This window comes from Martinezella sp. CNPSo 3957, from assembly GCF_057784395.1.
In genome coordinates this window covers 99,540-114,143 of sequence record NZ_JBXSOU010000006.1, presented here as the reverse complement: position 1 = coordinate 114,143, position 14,604 = coordinate 99,540, and the positions used below count along the sequence as shown (strand labels likewise).

The window sequence follows — 14,604 nt, the reverse complement described above, 5'->3', positions numbered from 1 at the left end:
AGGGGCAAGGCCGTCCGCTCACGCGCGGACGAACCCTTTGCTGGCGATCATCAGATTGCGCGTATAATCTTCCTTCACGTCGCCTGCCGAAAGCTCCTTTGCCGTCAGCCGCTCGACAACGGCACCATTGCGCATGACGGCCAGACGCTCGCACATGTGGGTAATGACGCCGAGATCGTGGCTCACCATCACGAAGGTCAGATGGCGGTCCTTGCGCACCTGCTCGAGCAGGTTCAGAACTTCGGCCTGCACCGAGGCATCGAGCGCCGAGGTCGGCTCGTCGAGCAGCAGGATCGACGGTTCGACGATCAGCGCGCGGGCAATGGCGACACGCTGGCGTTGGCCGCCGGAGAGCTGGTGCGGGTAGCGGAAGCGGAAGCCCTTTCCGAGGCCGACTTCGTCCAGCGCCCTGGCGATCCGGGTTTCCGTGTCGCCGATCCCATGAATCGATAGAGGCTCCAGCAGCAGCCGATCGATCGTCTGGCGCGGATGCAGGGAGCCATAGGGGTCCTGGAATACCATCTGCACCTGGCGGTAGAAGGCCTTGCTGCGCCTGGCGCCTTTCAGCTGTTCGTCGCCAACCTGGATCTTGCCGTGCGTGACGGGCGCAAGACCGGCAACGGCACGCAGTAGCGTCGATTTGCCGGAACCGGACTCGCCGACCAGACCGAAGGATTCACCCTTGTTCACCTCGACGCCGACGGTATCGAGCGCATAATAGCCGTCATAGACGACGCTGAGATCATCAACTGCGAGTGCTGTCGTCATGCCGCCCACTCCGGCTTGCGATCGAGCACCGGCAGCGGATGCCGGCTTTCCCCGATGACGGGCATGCAGTTCAGCAGGCCGCGCGTATAGGGATGCTGGGCATTGTTCAATTCGGAAGCCTTGAGCTCTTCCACGACCTTACCCGCATACATGACGATCACCCGGTCGCAGAAGGAGGACACCAGCCGCAGATCGTGCGAGACGAAAATCAGCCCCATGCCGCGCTCGGAGACGAGCTTATCCATGATCTTGAGCACGTCCAGCTGCACCGTGACATCGAGCGCCGAGGTCGGCTCGTCTGCGATCAGCAACTCCGGCCCGGCGATCAGCATCATGGCGATCATGACGCGCTGGCCCATGCCGCCCGAGACCTCGTGCGGATGCAGGTCGTAGACACGGCCGGGATCGCGAATCTGCACCGCTTCCAGCATGGCAAGCGCGCGGTCACGCGCTTCGGCCTTGCTCACCTTCTCATGCGTGCGCAGCGTTTCGGTGATCTGCTTGCCAATGGTCATGACCGGGTCGAGCGAATATTTCGGGTCCTGCAGCACCATGGCGATGCGCTTGCCGCGCAGCGACCGGCGTTCCCTGGCCGAAATCGACAGGAGGTTGATGCCGCTGAAATTGAGCGTGTCGGCGGTGACGATGCCATGCGGCGGCGTTAGCCCCATGATGGCGCGGCCGGTCTGCGATTTGCCGGAACCGCTCTCGCCGACAATACCAAGCCGCTCGCGGCCGAGCGTGAAGGAGACGCCGCGCACGGCATCGATGACGCCGGTACGGGTCGGATAGCGAACCATGAGGTTCTCGACGGTCAAAAGTGTCGTCATTGCCCGCTCTCCTTCGGATCGAGCGCATCGCGCAGGCCATCGCCGAGCAGGTTGAAGCCGAGGCTGACGATGAGGATCGCGATACCGGGCATGGCCGCCACCCACCATTGATCGAGATAGTATTTGAAGCCGCTTGCGATCATCACGCCCCACTCCGGCAGCGGCGGCTGCGCGCCGAGACCGAGGAAACCGAGGCCGGCCGCCGTCAGGATGACGCCGGCCATGTCGAGCGTAACGCGGACGATCACCGAGGAGATGCAGAGCGGCATGACATGGCGAAAGATGATACGCAGCGGCGAGGCACCCATAAGCTGCACGGCGGCGATATAGTCCGAACGCCGCACCGTCATCGTCTCGGCCCGCGCCAGGCGCGCATAGGGTGGCCACGAGGTGATGGCGATCGCGATGACGGCGTTCTCGATGCCCGCGCCGAGCGCGCCGGCGAAGGCAAGCGCCAGCACCAGTTTCGGAAAGGCGAGGAAGATATCGGTAATGCGCATCAGAATCACATCGACCCAGCCGCCAAGATAGCCCGACACCATGCCGATGATCAGTCCGATCGGCGCCGAGATGATCGCGACCAGAACGACGATATAAAGCGTCCAGCGCGACCCGTAGATGAGGCGCGAAAGGATATCGCGCCCAAGATCGTCGGTGCCGAGAAGATAGCCTGGCGTCCCGGGGGGCTTCAGATAGGCATTGGTCAGGTCGCCGATAACAGGCGAATGCGGTGCGATGACATCGGCAAGTGCTGCCACCAGCACGAGGGCGATAATGATAAGCAGCCCGATCACGGCCAAACGATTGGCGGAAAACTGCCGCCACGTGACATAGGCGCGCCCAAGTCTCGCCTGCCGGCGCGACTGCGGCCGATCAGAGAGCAGCCAGTCCCTCAAGTTGGGTTGGGTGGTCTCGACAGTCATTTACGTCGCGTCCTTGGGTCGAGCGTCCGATACAGAAGATCGGAAATCAGATTGATGCCGATGAACACTGTGCCGACGACGATCGTGCCGCCGAGAACGGCATTCATGTCGGCATTGCGCAGCGAGCTGGTGATGTAGAAGCCGATGCCCGGCCAGGAGAACACGATCTCCGTCAGCACGGATCCCTCGAGCAGCCCGGCATAGGAAAGCGCGATCACCGTGATCAGCGGCACGGCGGCGCTGCGCAGGGCATGCCCCCAGATTACCCGCGTTTCGGAAAGCCCCTTGGCGCGAGCGGCCACGATATATTCCTGGCCCAGTTCGTTCAGCATGAAGCTGCGGGTCATGCGGCTGATATAGGCAAGCGAGAAATAGCCGAGCAGCGAGGCCGGCAGGATGATGTGGCGGAACACGTCCCAGAAGACATCCCATTGCCCCTGCAGAGCGCTGTCGAGCAGGAAAAAGCCCGTAATCGGCGTGAAACTATATTCATAGGCGATGTCGATGCGGCCGGGATAGGCCACCCAGTTCAGCTTCGCATAGAAAATGACGAGCGAAACCATGGCCAGCCAGAAGACTGGGACGGAATAGCCGACGAGGCCGATCACGCGGACGATCTGGTCGATGAAGCTGTTGCGGCGCACCGCGGCAAGTACGCCGAAGGGAACCCCGAACAGGGCCCCAATGATCGTGCCGACCGTCGCAAGCTCCATTGTCGCTGGAAAGACGCGCCTGATGTCATCCATGACCGGATTGGTTGTCAGAACCGACGTACCGAAATCGCCGCTGAGCGCGCTCACGAGATAATAATAGAACTGCAGATAAAGCGGCTGGTCGAGATGCATCTCGCGCCGCAGGCGCTCCAATATCTGCTGCGGCGCGTGATCGCCGGCAATCGCCAGCGCCGGATCGATCGGTATGACGCGTCCGATGAAGAAGGTGACGGCCAGAAGACCGAGATAGGTGGTGACGGCCACGACCAAAAATCGCAGCAGACCCATGAAGAATGGAGCGGCACGGCCCTTTTTGGGCCGCACCTGCATTTTTCGTTCGACAGTGCTCAAAGACCTAGTCCTGCCGGATCATTACTTGGAGATCGGCCAGACGAAGTTGGTGTCGAAGGTCGGACCGAGCTTGAAGTCCTTCACGTCCTTGCGGTAGCCGGCAACTTCCGTCTGCTGATAGAGGATGACAAAGGGGCTGGCATCCAGGAACTTCTTCTGGATATCCTGGTACATAGCGGCACGCTTGGCGGTATCGACTTCGAAGAGCGCTGCCTTGGTTTCCTTTTCCAGCTCAGGCGATGTCCAGGTGTTGCGCCAGGTAAGCGTCTTGTTGGTGCTGGTATCGGAATTGTCGTCATTGGTCGTGAACGTATCGGCATTGGAATGGGGGTCCCAATAATCGTTGCCCCACTGGCCGAAATAGATGTCGTGATTGCGGGCGCGATACTTCGTCAGCTTCTGCTTGCCATCGCCGGGGATGATCTCCACCTTGATGCCGGCCTGGCCGAGCGTCTGCTGGATCGAGGTCGCCACGCCGGTATCCGGCTCGATGCTGCGCACGTCCATGGTCACGGAGAATCCATCAGGCAGTCCGGCTTTGGCCAGCAGTTCCTTGGCCTTGGCAACATCCAGCTTGAACGGATTTTCATCCAATGCGCCAAGCAGGCCCTTCGGCTCGAAGGTCTGGTGTATCTCGCCGATGCCCTTGATCAGCGTCTTGCCGATGGCGTCGTAATCGACCAGATATTTGAACGCCTGCTGCACTTCCGGCTTGGCAAGGTTCGCATTCTTCTGGTTGAGACTGACGTAGTAGACCGTGCCCTTCGGCGCGCTGGTGGAGGCAAGCGCGGCGTTCTTCTCGATGGCGATGAGATCGTTGGGCGACAGGTTGCGGGCAACGTCGATGTCGCCATTCTCCAACGCCAGGCGTTGCGCCGAGCTTTCCTTCATGAAGCGATAGATGACGCGGTTCAGCTTGGCTTTTTCGCCGTAGTAATTGTCATTGCGCTCCAGCACGACGGCCTCGTTGGCGCGCCATTCACGCAGCTTGAACGGACCGGAACCGGCAAAGCCGGTCTTCAGCCAGCTGTTGCCGAAGTCGTTGTCATATTTGTAATCGGCCGTCGGCGTTGCCGGCTTTACATGCTGCAGAACCAGCTTCTTGTCGACCACTTCGGCGACGGTTGCCGTCAGGCAGTTCAGCACGAAGCTCGGCGCATAGGGCTTGTCGACGGTGAAGGTGAAAGTGTTCGCATCGGTTGCCTTGGCCTTTTCCGTCACGTTGTCGCCCGTGATGCCGAACTGCGTGAGAATGAAGGCCGGGCTCTTGTTGAGCTTGACGACACGCTCGAAGGACCATGCAACGTCTTCTGCCGTGATCGGGTTGCCGGACGCAAACTTCAGGCCTGGCTTCAGCTTGAACGTATAGGTCAGATGATCGTCGGAAACCGACCAGCTTTCGGCGAGATCACCCTGGATCTTGGACGTGTCGTTGATGTCGAGGCGAACCAGCAGGCTATAGGTGTTGCCGGTGATTTCCGCCGCCGACAGTTCATAGGCTTCGGCCGGATCCATGCTCAGAATATCATCGAAGGCAAAGCCCTCGACCAGCGTGTCCTTTGGCGTCGCAGCATATGCGTTCGGCGCCGCCATCAGCAGAAGCGAGAGAGCCACGCCGGCAGACAGCGCGCGCAAACCGCGGTTCATCTTGGTCATCATCATTGTTTTCATTCCCCTTTTTTAAACTCAACGCAATATTCAGGACGCACTCTAACGGCTGCCTTCCTTCCAAGCGGACGCGAGGACGCGAAGCCAGTTCTCCCTGCACAGCTTTACAAGATCGGCCTCACCATAACCAGCGTTGCGAAGGGCTTCAATCAGCTTCTGATTGCCTGCCGCATCGCCGATCTCAGCCGGTATCGTGGCGCCGTCGAAATCCGATCCGAGGCCCACGCAATCGATGCCAAGGCGGCCGACGAGATGATCGACATGCCGCACCATCGCCTCGAGCGACGTATCGGCATCCGAACGCGCATCGTCGCGCAGCATGGCCGTCGCATAGTTGAGGCCGACGATGCCGCGGCTCTCCTTGATGGCATCGAGCTGCTTGTCGGTGAGGTTGCGCGCGACAGGCGTCAGCGCATGCGCATTGGAGTGGCTCGCGACCAGCGGCTGATCCGAGGTCTTCGCCACATCCCAGAAGCCTTTCTCGGTGATGTGGGCGAGATCGACGAGGATGCCGAGTTGGTTGCAGGCGCGGACCAGCGCAAAGCCGGCGTCGGTCAGGCCAGGTCCTGTGTCCGGGGAGCTCGGATAGGCGAAGGGCACACCATGGGCAAAGATGTTGTTGCGGCTCCAGACGGGGCCGAGCGAACGCAGGCCGGCCGCATAGAAGGTTTCAAGTGCGACGAGATCGGCGTCGATCGCTTCGCAGCCTTCCATATGCATCACGGCCGCGAAAATTCTTTTCTCCATGCAATCGCGAATCTCGGCGGTGGAATGGCAGAGCTTCCAGGCGCCGGCGCGGTCGAGCCGGAGCGCGATCGCCGCCATTTCGAGAGCGATATCCAGCGAAGGCGCACGCTCCAGCGGAGCCGCCAAAGGCGTGGCATAGTGGCCATTGCTATCGGGATCGGCAAAGACGAGATCGCCCGACGGGATGTAAATGGCGCAAAGACCTCCGGCGAGGGCGCCCGCACGCGCCCGCGGAGCATCGATATGGCCGCTCGACGTCCCATCCCTGAATTCGGCAACCGGATCGGCGCCATCGCGCGCGTGATGCCAGAGCCTCAAGAGAACGTCGTTGTGACCATCGAATACGGCTTGCATTGTCTATCCCGGATGAAGCGCTCGAGTGAGCGAATGGAAAGCGGCCAGAATAGAAAAGCTGACAGGATTCGCCATACCCAAATGAAAAAAATTTGCATTTGCATGGAACGGCATATTCGAATGGAAAAAGGCGGGGCAAACACCCCGCCTTGAAGGCATGCTTTACGACGCTGATGATGTGTCGGGCATTTCAGCGCTTGGCCCGCTTCTTCTGGCGGTAGACGTCGATGGCAACGGCCGCGACGATGATGAAGCCCTTGGCGATTTCCTGGTAATAGGCATCGACGTTGAGGAAGGTAAAGCCGGAGATCATCACGCCGAGAATGACGGTGCCGATGACGGTGCCGGCGATGCGGCCGACGCCGCCGGTCAGCGACGTGCCGCCGATGACAGCAGCTGCGATCGCATCCAGCTCATAGTTCACACCCATGCCGGCCTGCGCCGTCTGCACACGGGCGGCGGTGATGATGCCGGCAAGGCCCGCCAGAAGCCCGGCTATCGCATAGACCTTGACCAGATGCGCCTCGACATTGATGCCCGAGACGCGCGCCGCCTGCACATTGGCGCCGATCGCGTAGGTGAACTTACCGTAGCGCGTGTAGCGCAGCACGATGTGGAAGAGGACGGCAATGATGAGGAAGACGACGACCGGCCAGATGCCGGAACCGATGAAATTGAACTGGTCGGTGAGGCCCGAAATCGGCTGGCCCTTGGTATAGAGCTTCGACAGGCCACGGGCCGAGACCATCATGCCGAGCGTCGCGATAAAGGGCGGGATCTTCGTCTTGGTGATCAGTTGCCCGTTGATGAAACCGGCAAGGAGGCCGATCAGCAGGCCGATGCCGATCGGCACGAAGAAGGGCATGTCGGTCAGCGCAGGATAGACGGCCCTCGCCCAGGTCGACGACTGGGCGAAGCTCGCGGCGACCATTGCCGTCAGGCCGACGACGGAGCCGGACGAGAGGTCGATACCGCCTGTGATGATGACCTGCGTCACGCCGACCGAGATGATGCCGATGACCGAGACCTGCAGGATCATGATCTTCAGGCGCTGCAGGTTCATCAGGAAGCTCTGGCCGACGAAGATCCAGCCGAGGATTTCGCACAGAAGCGCAATGCCGATCAGCACCAGGAAGATGCCGAGTTCGGGCGGCACGCGGCGACGTCTGGGCCGTGTGACTGCCGGGGCGGTCGCCTCTGCAACTTTGCTAACCATGGTTCAATCCTCCCTTGCGATGATTGGCGGCGTCACTGCGCAGCCAGCTCCATCACCTTCACTTGAGTTGCGTCCGCGCGATCCAGGAATCCCGTGACCCGTCCTTCATGCATCACCATGATGCGGTCGCTCATGCCGAGCACCTCGGGCATTTCCGAGGAGATCATGATGACGGCGACGCCGTTGCGCGCCATTTCGGTGACGAGACGGTGGATTTCCGCCTTGGCGCCGACATCGATGCCGCGCGTGGGCTCATCCAGGATCAGAATGCGGGGATTGGTGAGCATCCACCGGCCGATCAGCGCCTTCTGCTGATTGCCGCCAGACAGGTTTTCGATGCGTTCGTCGAGGTTCGGCGTCTTGACGCGCAGCTTCCTCGCCATCTCCTCGCAGGCCTCTTCGATCGCGCCTTCCTGCACGAAGCCACCCCGCACGAACTGGTCATGCAGCACCGCAACCTGCATGTTCTCCAGCACGCTGAGGATGAGAAGACAGCCCGTATCCTTGCGGTCCTCCGTCAGAAAGGCCATGCCGTGGCGGATGGCGGCGGCCGGCGAGGAAATCTCTGTCTTCACGCCGAAAAGCTCGATGGTGCCGGACGAGGCGGGCGTCACGCCGAAGATGGTCTCCGCGACATTGGACCGGCCCGATCCGACAAGCCCGGCCACGCCGAGAATTTCGCCGGCCCTGACGTCGAAGGACACGTTGGAGAAGACGCCGTCGAGGCTCAAATCCTTGACCGAAAGGACGGTCTCGCCGATCGGCACCTCTTCCTTCGGGAACATCTGCGTGATCTCGCGGCCGACCATCATGCGGATGATATCGTCGCGGGTCACATCGGTCGAAGCGTGCGTGCCGATATATTTGCCGTCGCGGAAAACCGAGAATTCGTCGGCGATCTCGAACAGCTCATTCATCTTGTGGGTGATATAGACGATGCCGATGCCCTGGGCGCGCAGGTCGCGGATGATCTGGAAGAGATGCGCAACCTCACGCTCGGTGAGCGCCGAGGTCGGCTCATCCATGATCAGCACGTCGGAATTATAGGAGACCGCCTTGGCGATTTCGACCATCTGCCGGCTCGCGACCGAAAGCTCGCGTACCTGGATCTCGGGATCGATGGAAATGTTGAGGCGCTGGAAGAGCTCCTCGGTCTTGCGGCTCATCTCCGCGTGATCGACGAGACCGAACCGGTTCTTCGGCTCACGTCGGATCCAGATATTCTCGGCAACGGTCATGAAGGGCATCAGGTTCAGCTCCTGATGGATCATGGCAATACCGTTTTCCAGTGCGTCAAGCGGCGATTTCAGCCGGATCTCGACGCCCTTGAGGCGCACTTCCCCCTGATCGGGAATATAGATGCCGGCAAGGATCTTCATCAGGGTCGATTTGCCCGCACCGTTTTCACCCATCAGCGCATGCACCGTCCCGCGCTTCAGGCGGAAGGAAACGTCGTCGAGGGCGACCACGCCGGGAAATTCCTTGCGAATGCCTTCAGCGCTCAACAGATAGGTGGCATTGGGAACAACGCCGCTGGCGCGCACCGCCGCCATGGTGGATGGGCTCACAACCATTTTTCCCTCCCGGGCAGATCGGATTTCAAAGGATGCGGGCTTTCAAGCCCGCATCCGTCGATCATTTTCGTCCTCAGTTCTTCTTGACGAAGTCCTTGACGTTGGTCGGGGTGACGAGCTGGAAGGGGATATAGACCTTCTTCTCAACCTTATCGCCCTTGGCGAGCTTGAGTGCGGCGTCCACGGCACCCTTGCCCTGACCGGCAGCATCCTGGAACACGGTGACCTTCAGGTCGCCGGCCTGCATGGCGGCAAGCGCGTCCTGCGTCGCATCGACGCCGGCAACGATGATCTTGTCGAGCGACTTGCCGGACGCCTTCAGTGCCTGGATGGCGCCGATCGCCATTTCGTCGTTGTTAGAGATGACGGCATCGAATTCGATGCCGCTGGAGAGCCAGTTGGTCATCAGGTCGGCACCCTGGGTGCGCTGCCAGTTGGCGGTCTGCTCCTGAACGATCTTGATGCCCTTGCACTCATCGGTCGCCACGACATCATGGACGTCCTTGGTGCGCATGCGGGCAGCCTGGTTGGAAAGCTCGCCCATCATAATGACGGCCTTGCCCTTGCCACCCAGCAACCGGCAGACTTCCTTGGCTTCCAGCGTACCGGATTCCTGTTCGTTGGAGGCGACGAAAGCTTGCTTGTCCGGAAGGCTGTCGACGTTTGCCGGCTCGCGGTTGACGTAGACGAGCGGGATCTTGGCATCGGCGGCAAGCTTGGAAATCGCTGCCGTCGCGTCGGTGTCGACCGGATTCACGATGATGGCGTCGACCTTACTGGCGATGAAGTTCTGGATCTGGCTCTGCTGCTTGGCGATATCGTTCTGCGCGTCTTCAACCTGCAGGGTGACGCCCTTATCCTTTGCGTAATCCTGCATGCCGTTGCGCAGAACCGTCAGGAAGTTGTCGTCGAAGAGCGCCATAGAAACGCCGATGGTTTCGGCATGAGCAGCAGTAGACAGCATAAGCGCCATCGCAGAGCCAAGGATAAATTTCTTCATGTTTTCCTCCCAGATACGGTGCCCGGCCACACCCCTCCTGAATGCCGGAGCCCCCGGTTTCGACCGCGGGGCCTTTATTCAATCGGCTGTCACTCCCATGGCAGCCATATCGAAAACGGAACAAACAAACCGTAAAATTCTTTATCCGGAATATTCATTCCATTTTTCAGGACAAAGGTCAACAGCAAATTCTCGCCCCCCGAAAGGGCGCGGGCGACGACGAGTTTCTCGTCTCTGCTGCTGTAAGAAACGGCGGCCAAACGCTACATACGGGCGCCGGCATCGTGGAACGGTTATTCCATCGACATGGGATTGGAATAGAATGTCGGCGAACCAACCGGCCGCGCCGCGGCCCCGCAATGGAGAATAAGCATGCCCTCGATGTACAGTTTCTCGGTCCCGATCTTTCAGCGCGGCCTGCAAAACCTTTCGGTCTATCTCGACAAGATCGAAGCCTATGCGGCAGAAAAAGACGTTGCGACGGAGGAACTCGTTTCCGCGCGGCTGATCGACGACATGCTGCCGCTCTCCGGCCAGTACCAGCGCGCCTCCGATACGGCGAAACTCGCCATCGCCCGTCTTGCCGGCATCGATGCGCCGCGTTTCGAGGACAATGAAGTTACCGTCGCAGACCTGCGCGAACGTCTGAAGAAAACGCAGGATTTCCTGGCGACGATCACCCCTGCCACGATGGAAGGCAGTGACACGCGGGAAGTGACGATCACGCCCGGAGGCAACAAGATCGTTTTCAAAGGTGAAGATTACCTGGCGAAATTTGCGCTGCCGAACTTCTTCTTCCATGTCACGACGGCGCACGACATTCTGCGCAGCCGCGGCTTAGCGGTGGGTAAGATGAACTACCTCGGTGCACTCGGCTAAAATTATTCAGGGCCGGCGCGACACCGGCCCTTTTTCCGTCAGCTCCGTATAGGCAAGCGTCTGGTCCAGATGCTCCGCCCGAAGAGAAAGCAGCTTTTCGGCATAGGCAAGCCTGGTTGCCGTATAGGCGCTGTCATTGGCGACATTGGAAAGCTCGGCCGGATCCTTCGCCAGATCGAAGAGCAGCGGCGGAAGACCGGCGCAATGGACGTATTTGAAATGCTCGTCACGCACGACGGCCAGATTGCAGGCATTGGACCGCAGGCCGAAATGCCGCTCCGGAATGCCTTCGGCGATATCGCGGAAATCCAACTCCCAGAAGGCCGCGTCGCGCCAGTTTTCCGGTTCGGAGCCAGCGAGGAACGGCAGCAGACTTTCGCCATCGACATGGTTTGCCGGCGCGATGCCAAGCCGGTCGCACAGGCTCGGGAAAATATCCGCGGCACTCGTGAAACGCTCCACCTGCCGGCCATGCGTGGCGGATTGGCGGGGATCGCGGATGACGAGCGGCACATGATAGCTGCCATCGAAGAAGCCGCCCTTGCCGAGCATCCAGTGATCGCCCATCATCTCGGCGTGGTCCGAGGTGAAGACGATGACAGTGTCGTCCCAGGCGCCGGCATCCTTCAGGGCCTGCCAGATCCGGCCAAGCTGCGCATCGACTTCGGCGATCATGCCGTAATAAATGGCGCGGATCGCTGAAAAATCCTCAGACGTCCACTCGTTGATGGAGCCTTTGCCGCCATACATGAAGCTGCCCTTGCCGATCAGCGGCAGGCCGAAAGCGAGCAGCGGATGCGCTGCCATTTCTGTCTCACGATCAACGGCACGCGCAAAAGCCGGGCCGTCGGCGGCCGAAAACATGCGGTTATAGGGTTCTGGCACCGAGAAAGGCGGATGCGGCCGCAGGAACGAAACATGCGCGAACCAGGGCTGATCCTGTTCGCCGAGCCAGCGGATGAACTCGCCGGCCAGAAAGGCCGTCTGCGTCTCGTCCTTGGAATAGGCAGGCGCATTGCTCGAAATCTCGCCGGGCGCGGCCCCGACTGGAATATGAATATTGCGGCTGATGGCATTGGCATGGCCGCACGACCGTAGCCAGGAGAGCCATTGTTTCTCATGTTCGGGCAGAAGCTGTCGCGCCGTGAAACCCGGCAATACGCCCTCATAGGTCGTCAGATGCGGATCGTGGGGGTCACGGCCACGCGGATCCGGCGCCGTATCCGTATAGCCGAACAGCGTCGGCTCGTAGCCGGCCCGGCGTGCAGCAAGCGCGACATTGTCGAAACGGGCATCCAGCGGCGAACCATTGCGGCAAACACGATGGTTCATCTGGTAAAGGCCGGTATAGAGCGTCGCCCGCGCCGGCGAACAGGGCGCTGTACCGGCATAGTGCCGCCGAAACAGCACACCTTCCCGCGCCAACGCATCGACATTCGGCGTCTGGACGCATTGATGACCGACGGCGGAGAGGCAATCTCCCCGCCATTGATCGGCTGAGATCAGCAGGACGTTCGGGCGTTTACTCCCAACACCGGCGACAGAACGCCGTTCAGTGCTGGTTGGACTTGGCATGCCAGTTCCAGGCCGATTGGATGATCTCGGTCAGATCATATTGCGGCGACCAGCCGAGAATATCACGAGCTTTGTCGTTATTGGCGACCAGCGTCGTCGAATCGCCCTCGCGGCGGCCGACATATTCGACCGGGAACGGCCGGTTCGAGACAGTCTCGATCGTCCCAAGCAGTTCCTTCACCGTCGTTCCCGTGCCTGTGCCGAGATTGAGCGCGACGGAATCTCCGCCATCAAGCAGATATTGCACGGCGCGCACGTGGGCGTCGGCGAGATCCAGCACATGGATGTAATCGCGGACGCAAGTGCCGTCGCGCGTATCATAATCGCTGCCGAACACCTTGAAGCCCTGACGGCGGCCGAGGGCGGCGTCGATGGCAAGCGGGATTGCATGGGTTTCCGGCGTATGCCATTCGCCGATGCGCCCCTCGAAATCGGCGCCGGCAGCATTGAAATAGCGCAATATGACGGAGCGCAGCCCCTTGTATTGGTCGTAATCGGCCAGCGCCTGCTCGACGATATATTTCGTGCGGCCATAGGGGTTGATCGGCATCTGCTGGTGGCTTTCGTCGAGCGGCACACTCTGTGGCAGGCCGTAGGTCGCGCAGGTCGAGGAAAAGACAAAAGCCTTCACGCCGGCCGCCTGGGCTGCCGAAAGCAGGGTCAGCGTACCGATGACATTGTTCTCATAGAAAGAAACGGGATCCTTGACCGACTCGCCGACCTCGATCAACGCGGCGAAATGCAAGATCGCGGCAGGTTTGTGCTTGGCCAGCACCTCATCGAGGCGGGCCCGATCGCGGATATCGCCTTCCTCGGCCGGACCCCATTTGACGAATTCGCGATGACCGTTGGAGAAATTGTCGTAGACGACCGGCTTGAACCCCTTGTTCGCCAGATCCAGACAAGTGTGCGAACCGATATATCCGGCTCCGCCGACCACAAGCACCGTTTCTCCTGCCATGATCATCCTTTCTTGAGTCACAAGGATTTGCCGCCTCAAACGCGACGGACCTGTTCGGTCCGAGGCGTACACTTAGAGAGCTGTAGCCGACTTGCAAGACGGGAGAAAGGAGCAAGATTGGTCGTATCGAGAACAGGTCAATGCGAAAAGCTAAGCCGGCTTCACCTCCGCCTTGCTGATATGCGTGAGAATTCCGGCAAGCGCCAGAACCGGCGGGACGAGAAAACAGGCCATGCCGACGAGCAGGAAAAGCGCTGCCGCCACGGCACAGCCGAGCGCAAAGCCGCCGACTGCAGCTCCCATGCGGGAAAGCCGCGCCTTCATCGCCGCCCTATCCTCCGGCTTGGCGCCACGCAGCAGATCGGCAATGTCGATCATGATCTGCGTCGTCGTGCCCGTCATCATGGTCGTGGGTGGTGTCGAACCGAGATGAATGCGATGTGCCGTCGTCTGGATGGCCATGGCGGCGACAAGGATCATGCCGGTCAGGATGGCCTGCCAGCCATCCCCATCGCCAAACGGACCGAAGCGCATGGCGAGGATCGCCGCAAGCGCGAGCAGCAGTAATTTCAGCGAGAGGATGATCTGCAACGTCGGCAGATTGCGCCGCGAGAGATCGCCGCCAATGAGACGGGCGAGGATGACGACGACGCAGAAGACCGGCAGCGCCAGAAGCTTGGCCAGCGCACCCGAGGTTCCGAGTGCCAGGGAAGCGCCGAGCGTGACGAAATTGCCTGTCACATGCGCCGTGAACAGGCCATGCAGGGCCAGAAACCCGGCGGTATCCACATAGCCGCCATTGATGCTCAGAAGGGTGGGCAGGCTCGGCTTCATCGCTTTCTCGCTCGCTTTTATCGTCTCCGATCTTATCGCGCCGAATAGCTGCCGTTGTCGAGATGGTTGCGTGGCGGGAAACGAAACATCGCCGTGCAACGCCGATCGGACAGCGGCGGCATACTGCAGATCAAAGTTGCATCCACGTGCCCAACTGGTCGTCTGTCACAAAGACGGTAGGAGGCAGCGCTTCACGATTCCAGCAGTTTTC

13 protein-coding genes are annotated in these 14,604 nt (G+C 60.5%); 1 reads left to right on the top strand and 12 read right to left on the bottom strand.

What is annotated here, in order from left to right; genetic code table 11:
* Positions 1-18: 18 nt before the first annotated feature.
* From AC13QE_RS16345 to AC13QE_RS16305, 9 genes are all read right to left on the bottom strand, one after another.
* Positions 19-768: an ABC transporter ATP-binding protein gene (locus AC13QE_RS16345; protein ID WP_488484441.1), complete on the bottom strand. Its 750-nt coding sequence runs from the start codon at positions 766-768 to the stop codon at positions 19-21.
* Positions 765-1,598 carry an ABC transporter ATP-binding protein gene (locus AC13QE_RS16340; protein ID WP_488484440.1) on the bottom strand — a complete coding sequence of 278 codons (834 nt, stop codon included), beginning with the start codon at positions 1,596-1,598 and terminating at the stop codon, positions 765-767. Before AC13QE_RS16340 ends, AC13QE_RS16345 begins: the two co-directional genes overlap by 4 nt.
* A complete protein-coding gene (locus tag AC13QE_RS16335) occupies positions 1,595-2,521 on the bottom strand; it encodes an ABC transporter permease (protein ID WP_488484439.1) in 927 nt (308 codons plus the stop codon). Before AC13QE_RS16335 ends, AC13QE_RS16340 begins: the two co-directional genes overlap by 4 nt.
* The gene (locus tag AC13QE_RS16330) at positions 2,518-3,564 is read right to left on the bottom strand and encodes an ABC transporter permease (RefSeq protein ID WP_488484576.1); all 1,047 of its coding nucleotides are present in this window, start codon (positions 3,562-3,564) and stop codon (positions 2,518-2,520) included. The genes AC13QE_RS16335 and AC13QE_RS16330 overlap by 4 nt, the downstream gene beginning before the upstream one ends.
* Positions 3,565-3,606: 42 nt before the next feature.
* Positions 3,607-5,247: an ABC transporter substrate-binding protein gene (locus AC13QE_RS16325; RefSeq protein ID WP_488484438.1), complete on the bottom strand. Its 1,641-nt coding sequence runs from the start codon at positions 5,245-5,247 to the stop codon at positions 3,607-3,609.
* 48 nt (positions 5,248-5,295) lie between these two features.
* A complete protein-coding gene (locus AC13QE_RS16320; protein WP_488484437.1) occupies positions 5,296-6,354 on the bottom strand; it encodes a dipeptidase in 1,059 nt (352 codons plus the stop codon).
* Between the two features lie 190 nt (positions 6,355-6,544).
* Positions 6,545-7,570: an ABC transporter permease gene (locus AC13QE_RS16315; protein WP_132719817.1), complete on the bottom strand. Its 1,026-nt coding sequence runs from the start codon at positions 7,568-7,570 to the stop codon at positions 6,545-6,547.
* Between the two features lie 32 nt (positions 7,571-7,602).
* Positions 7,603-9,144, bottom strand: coding sequence for a sugar ABC transporter ATP-binding protein (locus AC13QE_RS16310; protein WP_488484436.1), 1,542 nt, complete (start codon positions 9,142-9,144; stop codon positions 7,603-7,605).
* Positions 9,145-9,217: 73 nt separating this feature from the next.
* A complete protein-coding gene (locus AC13QE_RS16305; protein WP_488484435.1) occupies positions 9,218-10,144 on the bottom strand; it encodes a sugar ABC transporter substrate-binding protein in 927 nt (308 codons plus the stop codon).
* Positions 10,145-10,516: 372 nt separating this feature from the next.
* Between AC13QE_RS16305 and AC13QE_RS16300 the strand changes: the two genes are divergently transcribed.
* A complete protein-coding gene (locus AC13QE_RS16300) occupies positions 10,517-11,023 on the top strand; it encodes a DUF1993 domain-containing protein (RefSeq protein ID WP_488484434.1) in 507 nt (168 codons plus the stop codon).
* Positions 11,024-11,029: 6 nt separating this feature from the next.
* Here AC13QE_RS16300 and AC13QE_RS16295 read toward each other — a convergent pair whose 3' ends face one another.
* The 3 genes from AC13QE_RS16295 to AC13QE_RS16285 all read right to left on the bottom strand — a co-directional run bounded on the left by AC13QE_RS16295 (position 11,030) and on the right by AC13QE_RS16285 (position 14,393).
* Positions 11,030-12,598, bottom strand: coding sequence for an alkaline phosphatase family protein (locus AC13QE_RS16295; protein ID WP_488484433.1), 1,569 nt, complete (start codon positions 12,596-12,598; stop codon positions 11,030-11,032).
* A complete protein-coding gene (gene galE / locus AC13QE_RS16290; RefSeq protein WP_488484432.1) occupies positions 12,576-13,559 on the bottom strand; it encodes a UDP-glucose 4-epimerase GalE in 984 nt (327 codons plus the stop codon). Before galE ends, AC13QE_RS16295 begins: the two co-directional genes overlap by 23 nt.
* A 150-nt stretch (positions 13,560-13,709) precedes the next feature.
* Positions 13,710-14,393, bottom strand: a complete 684-nt coding sequence (locus AC13QE_RS16285; protein WP_488484431.1) for a YoaK family protein — start codon at positions 14,391-14,393, stop codon at positions 13,710-13,712.
* Between the last annotated feature and the right edge of the window lie 211 nt (positions 14,394-14,604).